Genomic DNA, 19,760 nt, shown 5'->3' with positions numbered 1-19,760 from the left:
TACTATAGCGTATTTAAGGTTTCACGAAAAGCCATTCGTACTTTTGTAAAAGCACTTTCGTTTATTGGAAATTCGCCATACCAACTATAATCATAAACATAAGAGAGGTATTCAAACTGTTTTTTAAGGCTTTCTTTCTTTATTTCGTAGGCGTAGTCAGAGTTGGTTTTATCATAATGCCATTGTATAATTTCGCGCTCAGAGAGCTCTTTAAGCAACCATAAATAATAGTAGCGTATCGCAAGCCTATAATTGCCTTGTTGTACAGTTTCTTCTATTAGTATGGGGAAATCCATTTGGTGTATGTCTTCTCCGTCAATATCCTGTATAGCAATTTTTTTACGTGATTTTCCAAATATCCATACACTTTCCTTGTCTAATATAGCACGCACTATCATATATACAGCAAATATAACTACTGCACCAGCTACTAAATAAGTTAAAAATGACCCTATTCCAGAGCCTTCTGACTTGTTTCCTCCTCCGAAAAGATCTCGTAAAAAGTTCCAGACTGCTTCCCAAAAACGATCCCAAGCATTTTTTGCCTGTGTTTTGGTTTCATATTGAAAATCGTCGTCGGTATAATTATCTCTAAAGTTCTCTTTAAATTCGCGTTGTGCATATACAAATGTTGTGTCTGTCACAGGTGTAACAGCTATTACTTCCGTGCCTACGGTAGTTTGTACTACAGGGTTGGCATAGAGTATAGGCGTTGCTAAGAGTAGCAGATATATGGCTATTTTATTCAAAGTCTGTTCCTATTAAATCGATATCTGCTTGTAGCGAATTATTTTCGTTTGCCTCTCTACCGCTATAATAAATAACGCCTTGGCTTATCATGATTAAATTATTTAGAAAGTAAGCAACTAAGGTAGATATTATAAGGCTAAGTAACATTAATATGCCTAATGTCGAAAATGTATCTTGATTATTACCAGGTTCTATATTCATCATGGTTATGGCTCCGCCTATTGTATAGAATAATAAAAATATAGCCCCTTGTATAACATAGGCTATAATATAAAAAATAGCTGTAGTACCGATATGCACCCAAAATTTTGAAAACATAATATTGATTCCATTTTTCATAGCTGTAAAATAGCCATTATCATTATTAAGATAATCGTAAAGTGATAATGATATCCAACAACTAAGTGCTGCAAATATTACAATTGCTATAGGGAAACCTATTAATATTACCATTAGTAATACACATAAACTTCCTAATAATAAGCCTATAGGTAAAAAAGTTATGGTTGATAATAGTAAAAAAACAATAAGCTTACCTATACTTTTTTTCAACCCTTTTATAATGTCAGTTGTTTTTGGAGCGTTATTATTATTATTATTATTTTCCATTAGTTTTAAATAAACTATAGGAAAAGCATAAGTAATTGCCGATATAAAAAGTATTAGTAAAGCACAAAAACCACCTGCAATAATAAAGTAAACCACATTATCATCAAAATACTTGGAGAGCATTTGTTGCTGTTCGTAGTTTTGCATACCCCCAAACATATTCTCAAAAAAAACATTTCCTACTAGATATACAAGTAAAAGCAAGACTAATAAAAAACCTCCTACAATTTTAATATAGTTACCAAAAAAATTTTTACCCATTAGTCTAAAAAAGATAAAGGTATCGTTGATAAGGTCGTTAAAGTTTCTTTTTTTATAAAGTTGAAACATTCGCTTTATTAATTTTTTTGTTTACAACAAATGGGTATATCAAGAAATACCAAGATATAAGCGATAAAGTAAACAGGATAATAAAAATATTAAGTATACGAGGCATATCTGGAGAGTAGCGGGTAACAAAGCCTTCTAGCATACCAGCCGCAAAGGTGAATGGCATAGTGCTAAGTACTATTTTTAGTCCGTTTTTAAAACCTATTTTAAGCGAAGCCACTCGCGAATATGTTTTTGGGAACAGTATTGATGCACCTAGTACAAAACCTGCAGCAGCTTCTATAACTATGGCAAAAATTTCCATAGCACCGTGTATCCATATTCCTCTTACACTTTCCCAAAAGACACCTTGTTCATAAAAAAAGTATTGAAAAGACCCCAGCATAATACAGTTTTTTAATAATACAAAGCCAGTACCAAACCCTGCAAATATGCCTGATGCAAAAGAAAGAAGACCTACTTTAAGATTATTTAGTGTAATGACAAAGGCGCTACCCCAGTTACTCCCACTTTTATATACAGCCACAGGGTTACCGTTTTCTATATTCTCTAGTGTCATGTTTACATAATAATCGCCCATAATAAGGCGTACAAAAGAGCCATCGTTAGCAGCAGAGATTGCCCCAATACCTACAAACAAAAAGAAAAGTATAAAAGCATACAGTACATATCGCCTGTTTTGATAAACAATAAGCGGAGCTTCGGTTTTAAAAAAATAAACTATCCTATTAGTTTCTTCTCTTTTGGTTTTATATATCTTTTGATAAGTAATAGAAGCGAGATGATTTAAGTAGGTAACCGTCTTGCTTTTAGGGTAGTAACTTTGTGCGTAGGAGAGATCGTTAACCAAATGAATGTAGAGATTAGCTAACTCATCAGGATTTTTTTTAGATTTACCGAAAATAGCCTGCTCAAATTCAAGCCATTTTTCTTTATTTTGTTTAATAAAAGCAACTTCCCTCATAATTAGGAGCTAAAATATAAAATATGTCAGAACTATCTATAACTACTACACAAAATGTGAATATAAATTTTAATGCGGCATCATTGGGTGAGCGCATATTGGCATATTTACTCGATTTGGTTATCTGGATAGCCTATTATATTATTATTTTACTTGTTTTTGATATTACGGGGTTCAATGATTATTTATCGGGTTTAGACGGATGGTCTGAAAATACCGTTTACGGAATATTTTTTTTACCTGTTATGTTTTATGCGCTGGTAATGGAAAGTCTTATGGAAGGGCAAACGTTGGGTAAGCGTGTAATGAAAATAAAGGTAATAAAGATAGACGGCTATCAGGCGGGTTTTGGCGATTATCTTATTCGATGGATATTTAGAATAATTGAGGTTACAGGTATGTTTGCTTTTATTGGGGTAATAGCAATGCTAGTAAGTAAGAAAACCCAACGGCTGGGCGATATGGCTGCGGGTACGGCTGTTATTAGCCTAAAGAATAATATCAATATAAACCATACCATATTACGCGAACTAGATGACAGATATATACCTGTATACCCATTAGTCATAAAACTAAGTGATAATGATGTAAGGATTATTAAAGAAACTTATGAAACTAGCCTGCGTACTACTGACTGGACGATGATTCAGAAACTACAAGATAAAGTAGAGTCAGTTACAGGTATAAAATCAATATCGGCAAATGCAACTGCTTTTATAGAAACGATATTGAATGATTATAACTATTATACCCAAAAAATGTAATGTTTTACTTGCTTGATCTTTTAGGGACACTAGCTTTTGCTATATCGGGGGTACTTACCGCAATGAATAAAAAAATGGATCCCTTTGGGGTTTTTGTTATTGCTTTTGTAACGGCAGTAGGAGGGGGTACACTTCGTGATGTACTTATAGGGCGAACCCCTGTGGGCTGGATGCTCGATCTTAATTATGTATATACTATAATAGCAAGTTTTATTTTAGCAGTTATATTTCGTAAAAAACTCGAAAAGCTGCGTAAATCCTTATTTTTATTCGATACCATTGGGCTTGGTGTGTTTACCCTTATAGGTTTAGAAAAAGGACTTGATACTAACCTGCACCCAATTATATGTATTGCACTAGGTACTATGACGGCTTGTTTTGGTGGAGTAATACGGGATATATTGTGTAATGATATACCTGTTATATTCAGGAAAGAAGTATATGCTACTATTTGCATATTAGGAGGTACAGTTTTTTTTGCGCTTCTAGAGCTAAACTTACCAATAAACATAGTGTATTTACTTACTCCTGCTGTTATAATAATTGCCAGATTGCTGGCAGTATATTATAAATTATCGTTGCCTTCGCTAGAGAGGAAATAATTATTTACTCACATAAACCCATCCCACAATAGGTTCAGGATAATCAGGGTCATTAAGTTCCAATACAAAATAATAAGTACCTACAGGCACAGTATTACCTTCAGGACCTATTTTCTCTACGTTAGCAATACCATTCCAGTCTTCCTTGCTATGGTTGCCTGTCCATACTAAGCTGCCCCAACGGTTGTATATACTCATTTTAAAATTCAAGAATATATTTCGCAATCCCTCTACAAAAAAGGTGTCATTATACCCGTCGTTATTAGGCGTTACATAGTTAAATGTCGTAGGCGGACATTTTTTAGTGTACAGTAAAAATGAAGTGGTGTTGTAACAGATGCCGTTATCTACCCGTACAAAAATTTCTTGCGGATTGCTCGTGCTTACAAATGTAGTAGTGTTGTAAATGCGGTTACTGTCTTGGTTAGCATCTGTTGCTGTTGTGTAAAAATATACCATATCGGTTGGTATGTTTTTTAGCGATTCTTCATAGTCAGAAAAATCAAATGTACCTATACCAAACCCTTCATCACAAACTATAACACTGGCAACTTCATGTAAATCAGTCGATACTATAAGCGATAAAGGTATAAGTGTATTATTGTTGGTTTCATCTATTTCAGTTACTATTCCTGTACCGTTACCTATATCATCTACTACAAATGAAAGTTCGAAGTCTAGCGGTACGTCATCAGGTATAGTAAGGGTAATACTACCGCTTTCAATGCCGCCTATAGCAATATCGAGCAAAGTTTCGGTATAGTCTAAAAATTCTCCATTAGCATAAATAGAGATAGGTGTGCCAGAAGGTAACACGTCAAAACTATTAAAGTTATTGATGGTATATTGTACTGTTATAACTCTAGAGTTGCACGATTTCCCAATATCGCCTAGCGAAACTGTACCATCGGGGAATAAACAATCTATGGCTATAAGATTAAATTCACCAGTAGTAAAGCAACCATTTTCGTTTTCTAAGCGAACATATATGGTTTGCGGATTCATACCATTAGAAGTATAATTTTCAGGATTGTCAATTGCATCTACATTATCAATTGCATCCGTTAGAGAAGTATGGAAAGTTACTATATCTGTCGTATTATTTTTTAACGACTCGATATATTCCGAAAAATCAAAAACACCGATATTAGTACCATTGTCGGTTTCACAAACCGTTATATCTTCAGGTTGTTGTAATGGGGGCGATACATGCTGAGTTTCGTTAATAATAACGCTATTATTAGTTTCATCGGTTTCGGTCACTATACCACCTGTGCCATCGCCTACATCATCTACTACCACCAATATTTCATAGTCTATAGGTGTTCCTGCAGGAATGTTTATAATGATAATGCCACTTTCGTTGTCACCAATGGGTATATCTCCCATTGTTGTTGTTCCTGCTACAAAATCACCATTAATATAAAAGGCTATAGGTGTGCCTGCGGGCAAAAACTCGGTGCTATTTACATTATAAACAGTATAATCGAGCGATATTGAGCCTGAGTTACATTCTTGTGTAATAGTATTAATTTCAATAGTAGCATCGGGTAGTTGGCTGTTTAGTTTAGTAACAATAGCATTTACCATCACAAAATCTTGCCCTGATTGTAGTGTGATTTCGGCAGTAGCATCGCCTATTGCTATATTATCTTGTATATCATATATATCAAGATCCATGTTGTACATAGTGCTAGACCCTGTGACGGTATTAGTACCATTAAAAGCGTTATTAACAGGGTTGAGATCATTACTTAATGGGGTACCATTAATACTTAAAGTTTCGGTAACAGCAAGAGAAGCATCTCCTTCCCAAGCAAGAAATCCTATTTTAGCCCCTTCATTATCTATTACATTAAGACTTGGCAGGATAACATTGATAAAAGGGGGTACATACTCTAAGCCATCATATAAATTAACCTGATTAAGCGGCAAGTTTGGATTGTAATAAAAAACAATAATTGCCCACCCTCCAAAATTGGTTTTAATATTACAGTATAACGGGTCTTGTATTACTGCTGTTAGATCGAGTTCAGATACGGTATAAACACCATTTCCAGTAGTTTGTACTTGTGCTGTAACATCGGCAAAGGCACTAAAATAATTTCTTGTTAACCCATCGGTATTTAAGGCACTTAACGGGAAGTCGCGTTCGGCAGTAACAGGCGTACCGTTTAATTCTATATCAAAATCGCCTGTACCAGAACCTGCCCAATATAAATAAGCTGCAACAACGCTATCATTAGAGTCAAGATTTAAATTAGCAGATGATGTTGTATAAATATTGCAGGCAGCGGTAGGGTTATTCTCGGCAGGATTTAAAGTATTGCCTACAAAAGTAAAATCGTATCTTCCGTTAAATTGCTCATACAGTGCTATATCTTGAGTATATCCTGAAAAGACTATTAAGAGTAATAAAATTAGGTAGGATAATTTTTGGTTCACGGCAATTAGCTTTTTTCTTTAAAATTAGCAAATATTTAGTAATACCAAATTTTTTAAGCAAAAACAATATGTATTAAACATTTGTGTTTAAATAAAACAAGCAAGTTCCTTCATAAAATATTTATACTTTTACGCATCAGAAATCCTTTATTTTCTATGTACAAGATAGAGCAATACAATATATCGCATTATAGTTTATGGAATGAATTTATAACAAATTCTAAAAACGGAACCTTTTTATTTCATCGTGATTTTATGGAATACCATAGCGACCGATTTGAAGATTTTTCGCTTATGATATTTGAAAAAGAAAAACTCGTAGCGATATTCCCTGCTAATAGAGAGGGGGATGTTGTACACTCTCATAAAGGGCTTACTTATGGTGGTTTGGTATATGGCAACAAAATGAAACTTACTGGGGTTATTAATATATATAGGGAGTTATTACAGTTTTTAAATGATAATGACATTAAAACATTACATATAAAGCCTGTACCTATTATATACCATAAGGTACCAGCACAAGAACAGGAGTATGTGATATTTTTGCTCAATGCAAAACTAACACGAAGGGATGGACTTTCGGTGATTGATAGGAGTAATCTATTGCCAATTACTAGATCTAGAAAAGGAGCAATAAGACGAGGGACTAAAAATGAGCTTATAATAATAGAAGAGCCTAACTTTGGACTTTTTTGGAATGAAATTTTAATTCCTAATATTAAAAATAAGCATAATACAAAACCAGTACATACTGCGGCTGAGATAAATTATTTACATCAAAAATTTCCTGATAAAATAAGACATTTTAATGTTTATCAAGAGAATAAAATTGTTGCGGGTACAACTATTTTTTTAACTGATATTGTTGCACACCCACAATATATATCTGGGCAAGAAGATAAAAATGCCTTAGGTAGTTTAGATTACCTTTATAGTTTTCTTATAGATACCTTTTCTAATTACAGTTATTTTGATTTTGGTCCATCTACAGAACAGCAGGGTAGAAAACTAAATGAAGGATTAATGTTTTGGAAAGAGAGTTTTGGTGCACGTATTATAATTCAAGATTTTTATGAAGTAGATACTGCTAATTTTCATTTGTTGGACGATGTCTTAATTTAAAAAACTACTATTGAAGTTTATAAAATCGATACTTAATAATCCTATTTTTAAGGTTTCTTCACTCAATACTTTTAGTGTATTGATAAAGATTGCCGGAGGATTGCTAGCATCAAAAATGATAGCTGTTTTTATAGGTCCTTCTGGATTAGCATTGGTAGGTAATTTCAGAAACTTTATACGCCAAGTAGAAGTGTTTGGGACACTTGGTTTTGAAAATGGAATTATTAAATATATTGCTGAAAATGAAAATGACAATAAGAAAAAAGAGCGTGTAATAACAACTGTTTTTTATAGCGTTTTTGCTACAATTATTGTTTTGAGTTTGTTATTACTGTTTTTTGCAGGCTATTTAAGCGAGCTTTTTTTTGGTAAAGAACATGAGTATAACTGGATATTTAGAGTTATGATATTAGCATTACCATGGTATATTGGTAATATTATTTTTGTAAGTATACTCAACGGGCTAAGTCGTTATAAAGAAGTTATAAAAATAAATATTTGGGGAAATATTACAGGGGTACTCCTATCGGCAGTATTGATATGGCAATTAAGAGTTTCTGGAGCTTTATTAGGGCTAGTTATATCTCCTTCTCTTATGTTTTTTATTTCGTTTTTCTTGCTAAGGAAACAGTTAGGTAGCTTTTCTTTTCTCAGTATTAAAAATTTTGATAAAAGTATATTAAGAGGTTTATCTTCTTATAGCTTAATGAGTCTTGTTACAACCGCTATAGGTCCTGTTGTGGCAATATCTATACGCACACACCTTATAGATAATTATAGCGGGAATGAGGCAGGTTTTTGGGAAGCTATAAACCGTATTTCTTTTTTTTATCTAATGTTTGTATCAACGTTGTTAACCGTTTACTTTTTTCCTAAACTATCATCTGCAAAAACAGATAAGGAAACGGGTCGTGTTTTTTGGAGCTATTATAAAACAATAGTACCTGTTTTTGGATTAGGGCTGGTACTTATTTTTGTTCTCAAAAACTTTATAGTACGACTACTTTTTAATGAAGACTTCTCACCTATGACTAATTTGTTTTTATGGCAACTAGTAGGCGATTTTTTTAAAGTGTGTGCGTTTATATTAGGCTATGAATTTTTTGCAAAAAAAATGACAAAAGAATTTATTATTACCGATGTAATGTCTTATGTCATTTTATACTTCTCTAGTCATTATTTAATAAAACTATATGGTAGTGAGGGCGCTGTCATGGGGCATGCGATTACTTATTTTGTTTACCTGTTAGTACTTGTCTATTATTTTAGAAAGAAATTGTTTAGTAGAACCGCTTAATTTAGGTTTTTGTCGGATTTTTATGGTAAAATGAAAGTCGTTTATAGTTTTTCATTAGCTTAGTAATATTATCTAACTGAAAAATTATTAATCATGAAAAAAGCTTTCATTGCAGCAATGCTGCTTGCCGGTACAGGTGTTCTTTGTGCACAAAACATTTATAATACTAATGGTAGTTTAACTTCTAACAGAACTATTAGGATGGGAGGGTACAATCTTTACTTTCAGCCTTTAACAGGTGGTCTTTTTGTTACAGGTTCAAATGGAAATGTAGGGGTAAACACCACAAATCCATCAGAAAAACTAGATGTTATTGGTAACATTAAGGGAAATATAGGAGTTTTTCAAGGAAATTTCCCTACTCCAACTCAAACAGCAACGTTTGCTTCTTGGGATGAGATGCATAGTAAATCTAGAGTAATTGCTGGTGGAGCATTATTAAATTCAGAAAGAGGAAGTAGAACATTTGGGTTTTATGACTATCCCAAATCAAACGTGCTTCCAAATGGTGCAGTTTTTTTAACAGTACAAGACCGAAACTTCATGTCTAGATATAGATTCTGGGCAGATAATTCTGCAGGATCATATATGAATATATATGATAGTTCTCAGCAGGTTAATTTTACTTTAACTGATGACGGTAGTAATAATATTACTTTATCCTTGCCTAAAGAAAATTCATTTTTGGGTATAGGTACTACATCATTTACTGACGGTACAGATGTTTATAAATTATCCGTTAACGGGAATGTTCGCGCTCATAGAGTAAAAGTATATACCACTTGGGCTGATTATGTTTTTGAAGAGGGCTACAAACTGCCAACATTGCAAGAAGTAGAAAAATATATAAGTGAAAAAGGACATCTTATTGACATACCTTCTGCTGCCGAAGTAGAGAAAAATGGTATTGAGCTTGGAGAAATGAATAAACTGCTTTTGCAAAAAATTGAAGAACTAACTTTATATACAATTGAGCTTAATAAGCAGGTACAGGAATTAAAAAGCCAAATTAATAAGCAGTAATTATGAAGAGTATAATTATAACTTTTTCATTATTACTTAGTGTTGTTTGTTTTGCCCAGTCGAACAATAATTATGTGTATGACTATTATGTACAGATATTAGACAAACAAGCAGTACCTGAAGTAATTGATACAGGTAACGGAGTCAAATTAATTTTTAAAAATAAAGAATTGACCAATATTTTCGGTCAATTTAATATTACAAATTTTGAATATGCATTTCCGGGAACCCGAAGAGAACTACTAATTAATTTGTATAAAATTAAATGTGAGGAAAGATTAATAGCTATATTACAAAAACAATATTCACATATATTTTCAGGAATAGAAGAAGCTCCCGAAGAGACCCCGCTTTTTATTCCGAATGATTATGGTACTATTGGAGGAGCTCTTATAACTCAGCCAGAACTTCCTTTTATAGGAGCACCTGCTGCTTGGGATATTACCGATGGTACAGGAGTAACTATTGGAATTGCCGAATCGATGAATTTTCAACAGGAAGATATTATTGGCAAAGTGTCCAGCCCTACAGGAGGTAGTGGTATTAGTGGCACATATGCGGGTCATGGTACTTTAGTAGGGCTTGTTGCAGCAGCAGGGACAAATAATGGTATTGGTATAGCATCTATTGGTTATAATTCGGAAATACTCTCTGCAGGGGGCTATGCCGGACTTCTGTCTATTGCGCAAAATGGAGGAAGAGTAGTTAATATGAGTTGGGGTAGCTGTACTACAGGTACACCGTCTACATACGGTCAGGAAGTTATTAATGAAGTATGGGAGGACTATGGAGTAGTATTAGTAGCTGCTGCGGGTAACGGACAATTTTCCTGTTCTTTAGGGCCTGATATAGACCATTACCCAGCGTCTTATAATCATGTAATATCTATTACTAACATAGGACATCAATATGAAATAGGAGATATGAGTATTGAACAGCGTTTTTGGAAAGATATTCATCTAGATGAAACTCCACCATTTAATGCAACTCATAATGTAAATGTAGATTTATCTGCTCCTGGGAGGAATATTGCATCTGTTTCCTCAGCTAATATAGCTAATTATGGTTATGCTTCGGGCACATCTGTAGCAGCTCCACTTGTTACAGGTACAATCGGGTTAATGTTTTCTGTAAACCCTTGTCTTTTTCCAGAAGAGATAGAGAGTATATTAAAGTTAACATCTTACAAAAACGATTTAATAACTGAAAACCTACCTTATACAGGACGTATAGGAGCTGGTAGGCTCAGGTCAGATAAGGCGGTACTAATGGCTAAAGAAATGAATGCTACATTTGGTACTGTAAATGTTGAGGGTTGTATTACAAACCGATGGTATTATGTGCTTAAGACAGCTCCGTATGAAATTAAGATGACCAATAATTTAGTGTCAGATGATGCTACTTTTGACTTTAAAGCTAAGAGCAATATTGAAATTTTGAGTGGAGATTATACTTCTGTTACTGGGTTTATTGATTTACAAATAGACTCTACTATAGGTGAAGAGTGTAATGTTCCTACCACATCACCTCGTATGAGCAAAAAAATGCTTAATAACAATGAGGTAAATGAAAGAGTAGCTGTATCTAAACTCTATCCTAATCCTAACAACGGTACGTTTGAAATTACTTTTGCCAATGTTATTAATAACAGCCTTCAGGTTGAGGTATATGATATTTATGGAAAAGTAGTTTATAGAGGTGCTGAGAAAACAGTTAATTTCAATGTTTCGATACCTAACCTTTCAGCAGGGATGTATATTGTTAAGTTATCGACAGATGGCTATACTGAAACAATTAAATTTATAAAACAATAAGTTACCATTAGCTAAATAAAAAAGTCGGCATAATGCCGACTTTTTTATTTAGTAGTATATACTTTAATTTTTAGCTTAAGAGAGTCAATATTTTGTCTTTCAATTATATTATATCCTTCATATTGGTATGCTTTATAGTTTATAAAATGTGGTTTAACCAAAATTAGTTTTTCATTATCATTAGCTATAAAAGGATTATATGACTCAATATGTTCTAATGGATAAAAATAGCAGCCATTTATCAAAACAATATTATCAGCCGTTACTACTGGTTTATGCTTAGAATTTATATAAGCCATAATACTCCAGCTATCATCATGCTCACATACTTCTATCAAATCATTGTAAGATGTTGTATTTTCAATTTTCCATACAATATCTTTAGGGTAAGCATAGCTTTTATATTCTATAATATTTAAAGTAAAAGTCATCATAGCGATGCACGATATACAGCTAATAACTAAGTTTTTGTACTTTATATTTTGTGATAAATAACCAAAAGAATATGCTGTGATTAGTGTTAGTATAAATATGAATTGATGTAGTAACCTACCATACCATATCATTTTATGAAAGAAATAACCAGCGCTTGCATACAACAGGAATAATAGCGCAGTTACTATAAAAAGCTTATGAATGCTTGTTAGTGCTTTGCGTTTAAAAATATTATAAAGTAAGGTACTAATAAATACAATTAGCCCAATGATAAGTAAGATACCATTTATATACTCTACATGATATAGGTACTTAAACAGGAAGCTAAAACTTTCTTTAAAATCACCTTGTGTTATAGTTTTAGACAATGTAATAGAGTCTTGTATGTAGGATGTGTTACCAATACGTGCAATAACTTCAAAGAGTAATAAACAAATAACACTGCCTATTCCATAAAATACTGCATACTTGATACGAGATAATAAGTTTTCTTTCGTAAGTCTATTTATCATCAATATAATAAATACAAGCCCAAATAAGAGTACATAACCAGGATATATTACATAGCCAAAGAATGCTGTAAACCCTAAGAAGAGCATCTTTTTCACATCGAAATCATTATTTATAGTTGCTTTTAATACCTGTAGTAAAGCAAACCCCATTATCAATAAACTACAATCATAAGGCAAGGTGTGTCGCATATAAATATAGCTGTTAATAAGACAACAGTATAGTAATACGCTAAATAAAGCTAAAACCCTATCTTTTAACAGCAATATAGCTATTTTGTATAGCAATATTAGTAGGAGGCAGTAAATGATAAAGTTGAAAAGAAATAAGGGGTAAGAGTTCGCGCTTTCGTAGGTTTCCATACCTAAAAGCTCAGCAGAAGTATATTGAACTGCCGAAGGTATTATTTTAATGAATGTTTCACCAGGTCTACCTTGTGTAGCATTAAGGTTAGCAGCAGCCCCTTTAATATCGAAATGAGCAAGGCTCTCTAGTACTTCTCCAGAAGGGATGTAGCGCGATTCATCAGGAAATGCCATAAACCCTTCGCCTATGAGGCTAAGTTTAGTTAACGTTACTATTATAATGGTAATAAATAATAGTTTTGGGATATATTTTTCTAGCTGTTGCAAAATATTTATTTTAATTTGAAAAATCCATATTTCATAATACAGTATAGTGCTCTAAATCCATCTTTCCAGTTGATTTTTTTACCTTCTGCATAGGTGCGCCCGTAGTAAGATATACCTACTTCATATATTCTAATTCCTTTTATGCGGCTTATTTTGGCAGTAACTTCGGGCTCAAATCCAAACCTGTTTTCGCGTAAGTTTATGTTTTTAATAATCTCACTTCTAAACATTTTGTAACATGTTTCCATGTCAGTAAGGTTTAGATTTGTAAACATATTTGATGTAAAAGTGAGAAAGTGATTGCCTATGGTGTGCCAAAAGAAAAGAATACGGTGCGGTTTTCCTCCCATAAACCGTGAGCCATATACCACATCAGCATGCCCTTCAAGTATTGGTTTTAGTAATATATTATATTCTTCAGGATCATACTCAAGATCGGCATCCTGAATAACAACAATATCTCCTGTAGCATTTTTTATACCAGTACTTAACGCAGCTCCTTTACCTTTGTTTTCATCATGCTTTATATATGTTATTCCCATTTCAGGGTTTGCAACAATATATTCAGCAATGCGTTCTTCGGTGGCATCTGTAGAGCTATCATTTACTAAAATTATTTCTTTACTAAGATTATTTAGTAGTATAACCTCTTTTATTTTATTTAAAATAAGATGTATGGTAGCAGCTTCATTATAAGCTGGTATTATTATAGAAATTTTTTTCATGTACTCTTTTTCCAAGTGTCGAGATATTTTTGTGCAATTTTAATATAATTATGCTCATTTTCAATAAATATGCGCGCTCTTTTGCTAATTTCAGTAATTTCTGTCGGGTTTTCAATCAGGTAAGATAGCTCTTTTACTATGGTCTGCGTGTTTGGTAGTGCATTAATAGCAACGGGCTTAGTTAAAGTATAGTGTTCAATGAATTCAGTTTCTGCACCTGTAAATACTACCTTGCCTTTTGCCATAGCCTCTAGTGCATTATATCCTTGATCATAACCATATACTTGGTCGAGTAGTATATCAGCACGGTCATATAGTTGGATATACTCGGCATAAGGTACATTCTCGGTGACTACTATTTCTACTTTGTCATTGTATTTATCTTTAATTACTTCTAGTGCTTCTTCAAAAAAATTAATTCCCTTTTTAATATAACTCAATCGGTTAATTCCTAGAAATATAATAATCTTATCCTTTTTTTTAGAATTGCTTTGGTTGTGTTTAATTTTATCGGTGTTTATTGGGTTTGGTATAAAATGAGTTGTATAGCCCATGCGCTGCATAGGTATTTCATAATCAAGGTCAGATGTTATTAATACATTAGAGTGCCCTTCAACCCACTTAAATAGTTTTCTATAACTGTTAGTAGTATACTTAAGAGAATATTGAAACAGATTTTTTAATTTTCTATCTTCAAGATAAGGCGATAATACAGAGTATTTCAATTCATTTTTTAAGTTATAGTCCATTACAGGAGTATCATCTCCACATATTAAAAGACTCACTTTCTTATTTTGTTCAAGTAGTTTTTTGTATAATTTTTTAGCTAACCAAGGATGTGTTTCTAATGCATCTGAGTTAATTAGTTGTACATGGTCGTAGTCTTTAAGTATAGGAAGTAGTTTATAAAAGCGTATACCTTGTTCAGTCATTTCGAGATTAATACCTGTAATTCTGTATGTGACTTTTTTTACAAACTGAGCAATACTATTTTTTTTAAAATATTTTGGGAAAATAGTATGGTCAACATTATATTTTTTAAAATCGTCGCCAGACCCAATAATGGTTACCTCATGACCTAGTACAATAAGCCCTTCTTTTAGTGAGTTGTGTAGTCTACTATATTCGCCAACTAAAAGTATTTTCATTCGGAAGCAGGTAAATTTTTATATTTGTGTAAATATATAAACATTTTGCAAGTCGAATTTAAAAAATCGGATATAACGCTACTCGTAGCCACCATGAATAGAAACAGTACTGATTTTTTAATCCCAATGTTTCCGTTTACCCATTATTCTGATTTCAATATCTTGATTGTTAATCAAACTACTCCTGATAATATTATTATCTCTAATTATATTACAGTAAAGATTATAAATGTATTTGAAAAAGGACTTTCTAAAAGCAGAAATTTAGCATTAGACAATGTGGATAGTAAATTATGCGTTATAGTAGATGATGATGTTGAGTTTAAAGAAGATTTTGAAAAGAATATACTTAATACATTTAATGCAGAACCTGATGCAGCTTTGATAAGCTTTAGGGTAGAAACTAAGTTGGGTAAGTTGTATAAAAAATACCCAGAGCATAGAAAAATAGACTTAAAGGCTACAGATCGTTTAAATATCATGTCGATAGAAATGGTACTTAATAAGCCAGTAATCGATAAATATAATATTCGTTTTAACGAAATGTTTGGGCTAGGGGCAAAATTTGAGATGGGAGAGGAGGCTATATTTATTGATAGGCTTTATAAAAATAAGCTAAAAATAGTTATGGAACCCAAGGTTATAGTAACTCATGAAAATGATACAACTCATACAAAAATAGATTTGAGCAATAAGTATTACGTTCAAGGAGCACTTTTTACTGCACTTTATGCTGGAAACTACTTATTATGGGTATTTTTGAAAATACTATTTGAGTTGAAACAACATAAAATTAAAATAAACCAAGTTCATAAAGCAATACGAGCTGCTATTGATGGACGAAAAGATTTTTTAAATATTAAATGAAGACCACAATACAAGAAATAAAATTAATAGAACTCCCACGTGTAGAAGACCCAAGAGGGAACCTGTCAGTAATTGAGGGTGATACTATACCTTTTGATATTAAAAGAGTGTATTACCTTTATGATATTCCAGGAGGGGCAGAACGTGGCGGACATGCACATAAAAACCTGAAACAGTTTTTAATTGCTGTAAGCGGAAGTTTTGATGTAATATTACACGACGGTAATGATGAGGTTGTTTTTAATCTTAATACTGCTAGAAGTGGACTTTTAATAGTGCCAGGTATTTGGCGAGAGCTTAAAAATTTTTCATCGGGGGCAGTTTGTCTAGTTATTGCTTCAGATGTTTTTAAAGAAGCTGATTATATAAGAGATTTTGATGCTTTCCTAGAATCAAAAAAATGAAATTACTCTATATTATAACAAATATTAGCGGTGCAGGTGGTATGGAGCGAATACTTCTGCTTAAATCAGGATATTTGGCTGAACATTATAGTTATGATATACATATACTTATTACGAATCCTGTAGATGTCCCAATTCATTATAAAATACATGAAGGAATAAAACTTCATACTATAGCTCCTATAAAGAGTAATACATTGTCTTATTATATATCATATAAGAAACTCATTAATGAAGCTGTAACAGAAATCACTCCTGATGTTGTTATAATGTGCGATAACGGGCTTAAAAGTTTCTTACTGCCATTTATAATAAAAAGAAAGTTACCTCTTGTTTACGAACGTCATGTCACAAAATATAAAAAGGAAAAGCCCGATAAGTCTAGATTAGCAAGCCTTTTTAAAGATAATATAAAGTCAATTTTTATGGACTTTTGTGCCAAGCGTTATCATAAGTTTATAGCAGTAACAACAGATGGTGCACAAGAGTGGGAGAGCAAAAACGTAGAAGTAATCCCTAATCCTTTATGGCTTATAACAGATAAATCTGCTGATTTACAAAGTAAAAGATTGATCTCTATAGGGCGTCATGATTATCAGAAAGGATATGACAGGCTTTTTGTAATATGGAAGCGTATTGTTGAGAAGTATCCGGACTGGCAACTTGATATTTACGGAAGTAGTAATTCTGCCTATGATATTATGAGCATGGCAAAAAAGCAAGGTATCACAACAGGGATTAATTTTTATAACCCTGTAGCTGATATTGAATCGGTATATCGCAATGCTTCCGGATGTTTGATGGCTTCGCGCTATGAAGGCTTTGGAATGGTACTATTAGAAGCTGCTGCTTGTGGTGTGCCTTCTGTTGCATTTGATTGTCCTGTAGGACCGAAAGACATTATAACAAATGGAAAAGATGGTTTCTTAATTAAAGATGGTGATGTTAAAGCCTTTGTGTCAGCAGTGGGGAAACTCATTGAAGATGAGGAGCTTCGTAAGGAAATAGGCAGGAATGCAAAACAAAAAGCAAAAAATTTTGCTATTGAGCCTATTATGGAAAAGTGGGATAACCTCTTTAAAAGTCTGGTGAAAAATTAAAGTGTACAGAGATAACATAGCCTGTATATGTCAAATAAAAACATAGAAGGGTGTGTGCTTGTAAAGTTCTTTTTTAACGTGTTTTTTGAAACTGTATATAAATAGGCAGCTACTCCATTTAATCTCCATTTTTTAAGAGTATAATACACTTTAGCTATTCGTATATAGTCTTTTTCTAATAGCTTATTATCTAAAAGATATTTTAAACCTACTACAGCTTCTTTTGATTTTTCAATGAATATAGTACTCGTATCAAGTCCTAAGTGATATACGTTATTGTCGATGTGTTCTACAACAACATTTTCCTGCTTTAAGTCATAGGAAAACAATGTGTCCTCATGTCTTAAATTTGGTATAGTTTCATTAAATTTCACTTTATCAAAAATTGATTTTTTTACAGCAAAATTTAGTGTTAGCAGGCTTAGGTAAGGGGTTTTGTTTCTATCCTCGGCAGGTATAGCTTCACGTTCGTTACCATACTCCCAGCGTAGTAATTTATCTGCTTTTGGTTTATCTTCCTGATACTTTATACCCCCATATACAATTTTATCGGTACCATTTAGGTGAGGAAGATAATTTTTTATTAAACAATCGGTGGCAGGTATAGTGTCGGCATCCAGAAAAAGCAACCAATCAAATTTTGCTGTTTTTGCCAATAGGTTACGTATGGCACTACGACCAATATTTTTAGGTAATACTTCATACTTGCAATATGCTAAACTGTTTATTTTTTCATTTTCAGCTTTCGCGACTGCATCTGGTGAGGCATCATCAAATATTATTATTTCATATATTATACCTAAACTATCGGCTTGCCTATGCAGTTGCTCTACCATGGGTAGTACATTATAGTTATAGGTAGGTATAAGTATAGATAGCATTAAATTATTTTAAGTTTTTAACAACGGCTGTTTGATAATTTTTTCTATAAAAGGTCTAAAAGTAAGTAGTAAAGCGATAACCATCAAAAATTCGAAAGGATAACTATATCGTGAATTTGTCCCGAAAGTGACTAGAGCCTGCATTAAAGATGTAGCAAACACAAATACCACAATAATAAATTCGGGAGTCATTTTCCTGTTTTTTATATAGAGGAACAAGTGATAAGGAATAATCAATAAAAAAAGTATTTTTACTATTTGCAATATAAAACTATCTAAGTACCATACCGCTATACATGCTTTGTTAGCATATTTAAAATTAAAAGATTCATAACTCCAATAGATAGAATTCTTCCAAAATTCACGCCATGAAAGCAATACCTGTTTAAAGTAATTTAGAGGGTTTTGAATAATTGTAGTTTTACCATAATCATTTAGTCTATCAGATAATTCAATAAGATTAAGCCCCGTTTTTTCATGCATTTCCTCTTTAGCACTCCATATCGTCATGGCTACATCCTCTTCGTTTTTAATTACTTCCTCACGATGTTTTACATAGACGTTAATTATGTCGGAATATTCTTCAGGTCCTTTTTCAGCATAATATACACAGTTTTGGGCTGAATAGAAGCCATATATTGAAGTAGAAACAAATTTACCACTATTTATATAGTTCATGTAGCAGCAAGATAATAAGGCAATTATAGGGAAAACAAGAATAATCATCGTACGATTAATTATTCTATTAAACCTGAAATCTTTTAGTGTATATAGCCCATAAATTAAAAAGGGGAGAAATACATAAAAAGGTTTTATTAGCACGAGATAGCCAAGCAGAAAGCCTAATATCAATAAGTGTTTCCAAGTGTTTTTATAGAAAAATATTTTAAGAGTAGTATAGAATATGAGTGCTATAAAAAATAGTGTTAGCGTCTCTGTTAATATATTAGTTTCATAAAATAAAGAATGTATAAAACTACTTACTATAAGTGTTACTATAAGCGCTATATTTTTCCTGAAATTGAGCAGTAGCATTATTTTGTATAAATATATAGATGTAATAATACCTATTATAAACTGTATAAATACTACAGTAGGAAAGTAATTATTTGCAAGAAATAGCAAAAGAGGGTAACCTAGAGTACGAATACCATTATGCTCCGTAAGATCCAGTTTTATAAGCTGCTCAGATAATTGTATATAGTCACTTGAGTCGGGGAAAATAGTAACATGCCAATATAGGGCTACTAGAAGTAATCGTACAAGAATACCAAATAAAACGATAGTGGTTATAGGTCTTCCTGTAAGGGATTTTTTAATGTTTTTAAACGTCAT

General features: G+C 32.6%; 18 protein-coding genes. 9 read left to right on the top strand and 9 right to left on the bottom strand.

Translation table 11 applies throughout. The features are described 5' to 3' along the window. Positions 1-2 precede the first annotated feature (2 nt). The 3 genes from DVK85_RS12215 to DVK85_RS12205 are packed head-to-tail and all read right to left on the bottom strand — an operon-like array spanning position 3 to position 2,653. Positions 3-749, bottom strand: a complete 747-nt coding sequence (locus tag DVK85_RS12215; protein ID WP_114678709.1) for a DUF4129 domain-containing protein — start codon at positions 747-749, stop codon at positions 3-5. Continuing rightward, positions 742-1,689, bottom strand: a complete 948-nt coding sequence (locus DVK85_RS12210) for a hypothetical protein (RefSeq protein WP_114678708.1) — start codon at positions 1,687-1,689, stop codon at positions 742-744. Before DVK85_RS12210 ends, DVK85_RS12215 begins: the two co-directional genes overlap by 8 nt. Then, entirely contained in the window at positions 1,673-2,653 is a 981-nt protein-coding gene (locus tag DVK85_RS12205) for a stage II sporulation protein M (RefSeq protein WP_114678707.1), read from the bottom strand. The genes DVK85_RS12210 and DVK85_RS12205 overlap by 17 nt, the downstream gene beginning before the upstream one ends. A gap of 23 nt (positions 2,654-2,676) precedes the next feature. Between DVK85_RS12205 and DVK85_RS12200 the strand changes: the two genes are divergently transcribed. Continuing rightward, complete coding sequence (locus tag DVK85_RS12200; RefSeq protein WP_114678706.1) at positions 2,677-3,417, top strand: RDD family protein; 741 nt, start codon at positions 2,677-2,679, stop codon at positions 3,415-3,417. Further along, the gene (locus DVK85_RS12195) at positions 3,417-4,019 is read left to right on the top strand and encodes a trimeric intracellular cation channel family protein (protein WP_114678705.1); all 603 of its coding nucleotides are present in this window, start codon (positions 3,417-3,419) and stop codon (positions 4,017-4,019) included. Before DVK85_RS12200 ends, DVK85_RS12195 begins: the two co-directional genes overlap by 1 nt. On the opposite strand, the gene DVK85_RS12190 is transcribed toward DVK85_RS12195, so the two are convergent. Beyond that, positions 4,020-6,464, bottom strand: a complete 2,445-nt coding sequence (locus DVK85_RS12190) for a T9SS type B sorting domain-containing protein (RefSeq protein ID WP_114678704.1) — start codon at positions 6,462-6,464, stop codon at positions 4,020-4,022. 156 nt (positions 6,465-6,620) lie between these two features. On the opposite strand from DVK85_RS12190, the gene DVK85_RS12185 reads away from it, so the two are divergent. The 4 genes from DVK85_RS12185 to DVK85_RS12170 all read left to right on the top strand — a co-directional run bounded on the left by DVK85_RS12185 (position 6,621) and on the right by DVK85_RS12170 (position 11,723). Next, on the top strand, positions 6,621-7,589 hold the full coding sequence (locus DVK85_RS12185) for a GNAT family N-acetyltransferase (RefSeq protein ID WP_114678703.1): 969 nt from the start codon (positions 6,621-6,623) through the stop codon (positions 7,587-7,589). 10 nt (positions 7,590-7,599) lie between these two features. Next, positions 7,600-8,886, top strand: coding sequence for an O-antigen translocase (locus tag DVK85_RS12180; protein ID WP_114678702.1), 1,287 nt, complete (start codon positions 7,600-7,602; stop codon positions 8,884-8,886). 93 nt (positions 8,887-8,979) lie between these two features. Beyond that, complete coding sequence (locus DVK85_RS12175) at positions 8,980-9,909, top strand: hypothetical protein (protein WP_114678701.1); 930 nt, start codon at positions 8,980-8,982, stop codon at positions 9,907-9,909. Between the two features lie 2 nt (positions 9,910-9,911). Further along, positions 9,912-11,723 (top strand): S8 family peptidase, encoded by a 1,812-nt coding sequence (locus tag DVK85_RS12170; RefSeq protein WP_114678700.1) that lies wholly within the window; start codon positions 9,912-9,914, stop codon positions 11,721-11,723. Between the two features lie 44 nt (positions 11,724-11,767). Here the strand turns inward: DVK85_RS12170 and DVK85_RS12165 are convergent, their stop codons facing one another. From DVK85_RS12165 to DVK85_RS12155, 3 genes are read right to left on the bottom strand one after another with little or no spacing between them, the layout of a single operon-like run. Then, the gene (locus tag DVK85_RS12165) at positions 11,768-13,300 is read right to left on the bottom strand and encodes a hypothetical protein (protein ID WP_114678699.1); all 1,533 of its coding nucleotides are present in this window, start codon (positions 13,298-13,300) and stop codon (positions 11,768-11,770) included. A 5-nt stretch (positions 13,301-13,305) separates the two neighbouring features. Beyond that, positions 13,306-14,025: a glycosyltransferase family 2 protein gene (locus DVK85_RS12160; protein ID WP_114678698.1), complete on the bottom strand. Its 720-nt coding sequence runs from the start codon at positions 14,023-14,025 to the stop codon at positions 13,306-13,308. Further along, a complete protein-coding gene (locus DVK85_RS12155; RefSeq protein WP_114678697.1) occupies positions 14,022-15,173 on the bottom strand; it encodes a glycosyltransferase family protein in 1,152 nt (383 codons plus the stop codon). The genes DVK85_RS12160 and DVK85_RS12155 overlap by 4 nt, the downstream gene beginning before the upstream one ends. Positions 15,174-15,218: 45 nt before the next feature. Here DVK85_RS12155 and DVK85_RS12150 point away from each other — a divergent pair, with 45 nt between their 5' ends. From DVK85_RS12150 to DVK85_RS12140, 3 genes are read left to right on the top strand one after another with little or no spacing between them, the layout of a single operon-like run. Beyond that, entirely contained in the window at positions 15,219-16,040 is an 822-nt protein-coding gene (locus tag DVK85_RS12150; protein ID WP_127960590.1) for a glycosyltransferase family 2 protein, read from the top strand. After that, positions 16,037-16,444 (top strand): sugar 3,4-ketoisomerase, encoded by a 408-nt coding sequence (locus DVK85_RS12145; protein ID WP_114678695.1) that lies wholly within the window; start codon positions 16,037-16,039, stop codon positions 16,442-16,444. Before DVK85_RS12150 ends, DVK85_RS12145 begins: the two co-directional genes overlap by 4 nt. Then, on the top strand, positions 16,441-17,544 hold the full coding sequence (locus DVK85_RS12140) for a glycosyltransferase family 4 protein (RefSeq protein ID WP_114678694.1): 1,104 nt from the start codon (positions 16,441-16,443) through the stop codon (positions 17,542-17,544). The genes DVK85_RS12145 and DVK85_RS12140 overlap by 4 nt, the downstream gene beginning before the upstream one ends. Here the strand turns inward: DVK85_RS12140 and DVK85_RS12135 are convergent. Beyond that, complete coding sequence (locus DVK85_RS12135; protein WP_114678693.1) at positions 17,541-18,425, bottom strand: glycosyltransferase family 2 protein; 885 nt, start codon at positions 18,423-18,425, stop codon at positions 17,541-17,543. The genes DVK85_RS12140 and DVK85_RS12135 overlap by 4 nt on opposite strands. A 9-nt stretch (positions 18,426-18,434) precedes the next feature. Then, a complete protein-coding gene (locus DVK85_RS12130; RefSeq protein WP_114678692.1) occupies positions 18,435-19,760 on the bottom strand; it encodes a glycosyltransferase family 39 protein in 1,326 nt (441 codons plus the stop codon).

This window comes from Flavobacterium arcticum (assembly GCF_003344925.1).
GTDB lineage: Bacteria > Bacteroidota > Bacteroidia > Flavobacteriales > Flavobacteriaceae > Flavobacterium > Flavobacterium arcticum.
The sequence above is the reverse complement of the archived record's forward strand: the minus strand, read 5'-3'. Positions and strand labels throughout refer to the sequence as shown.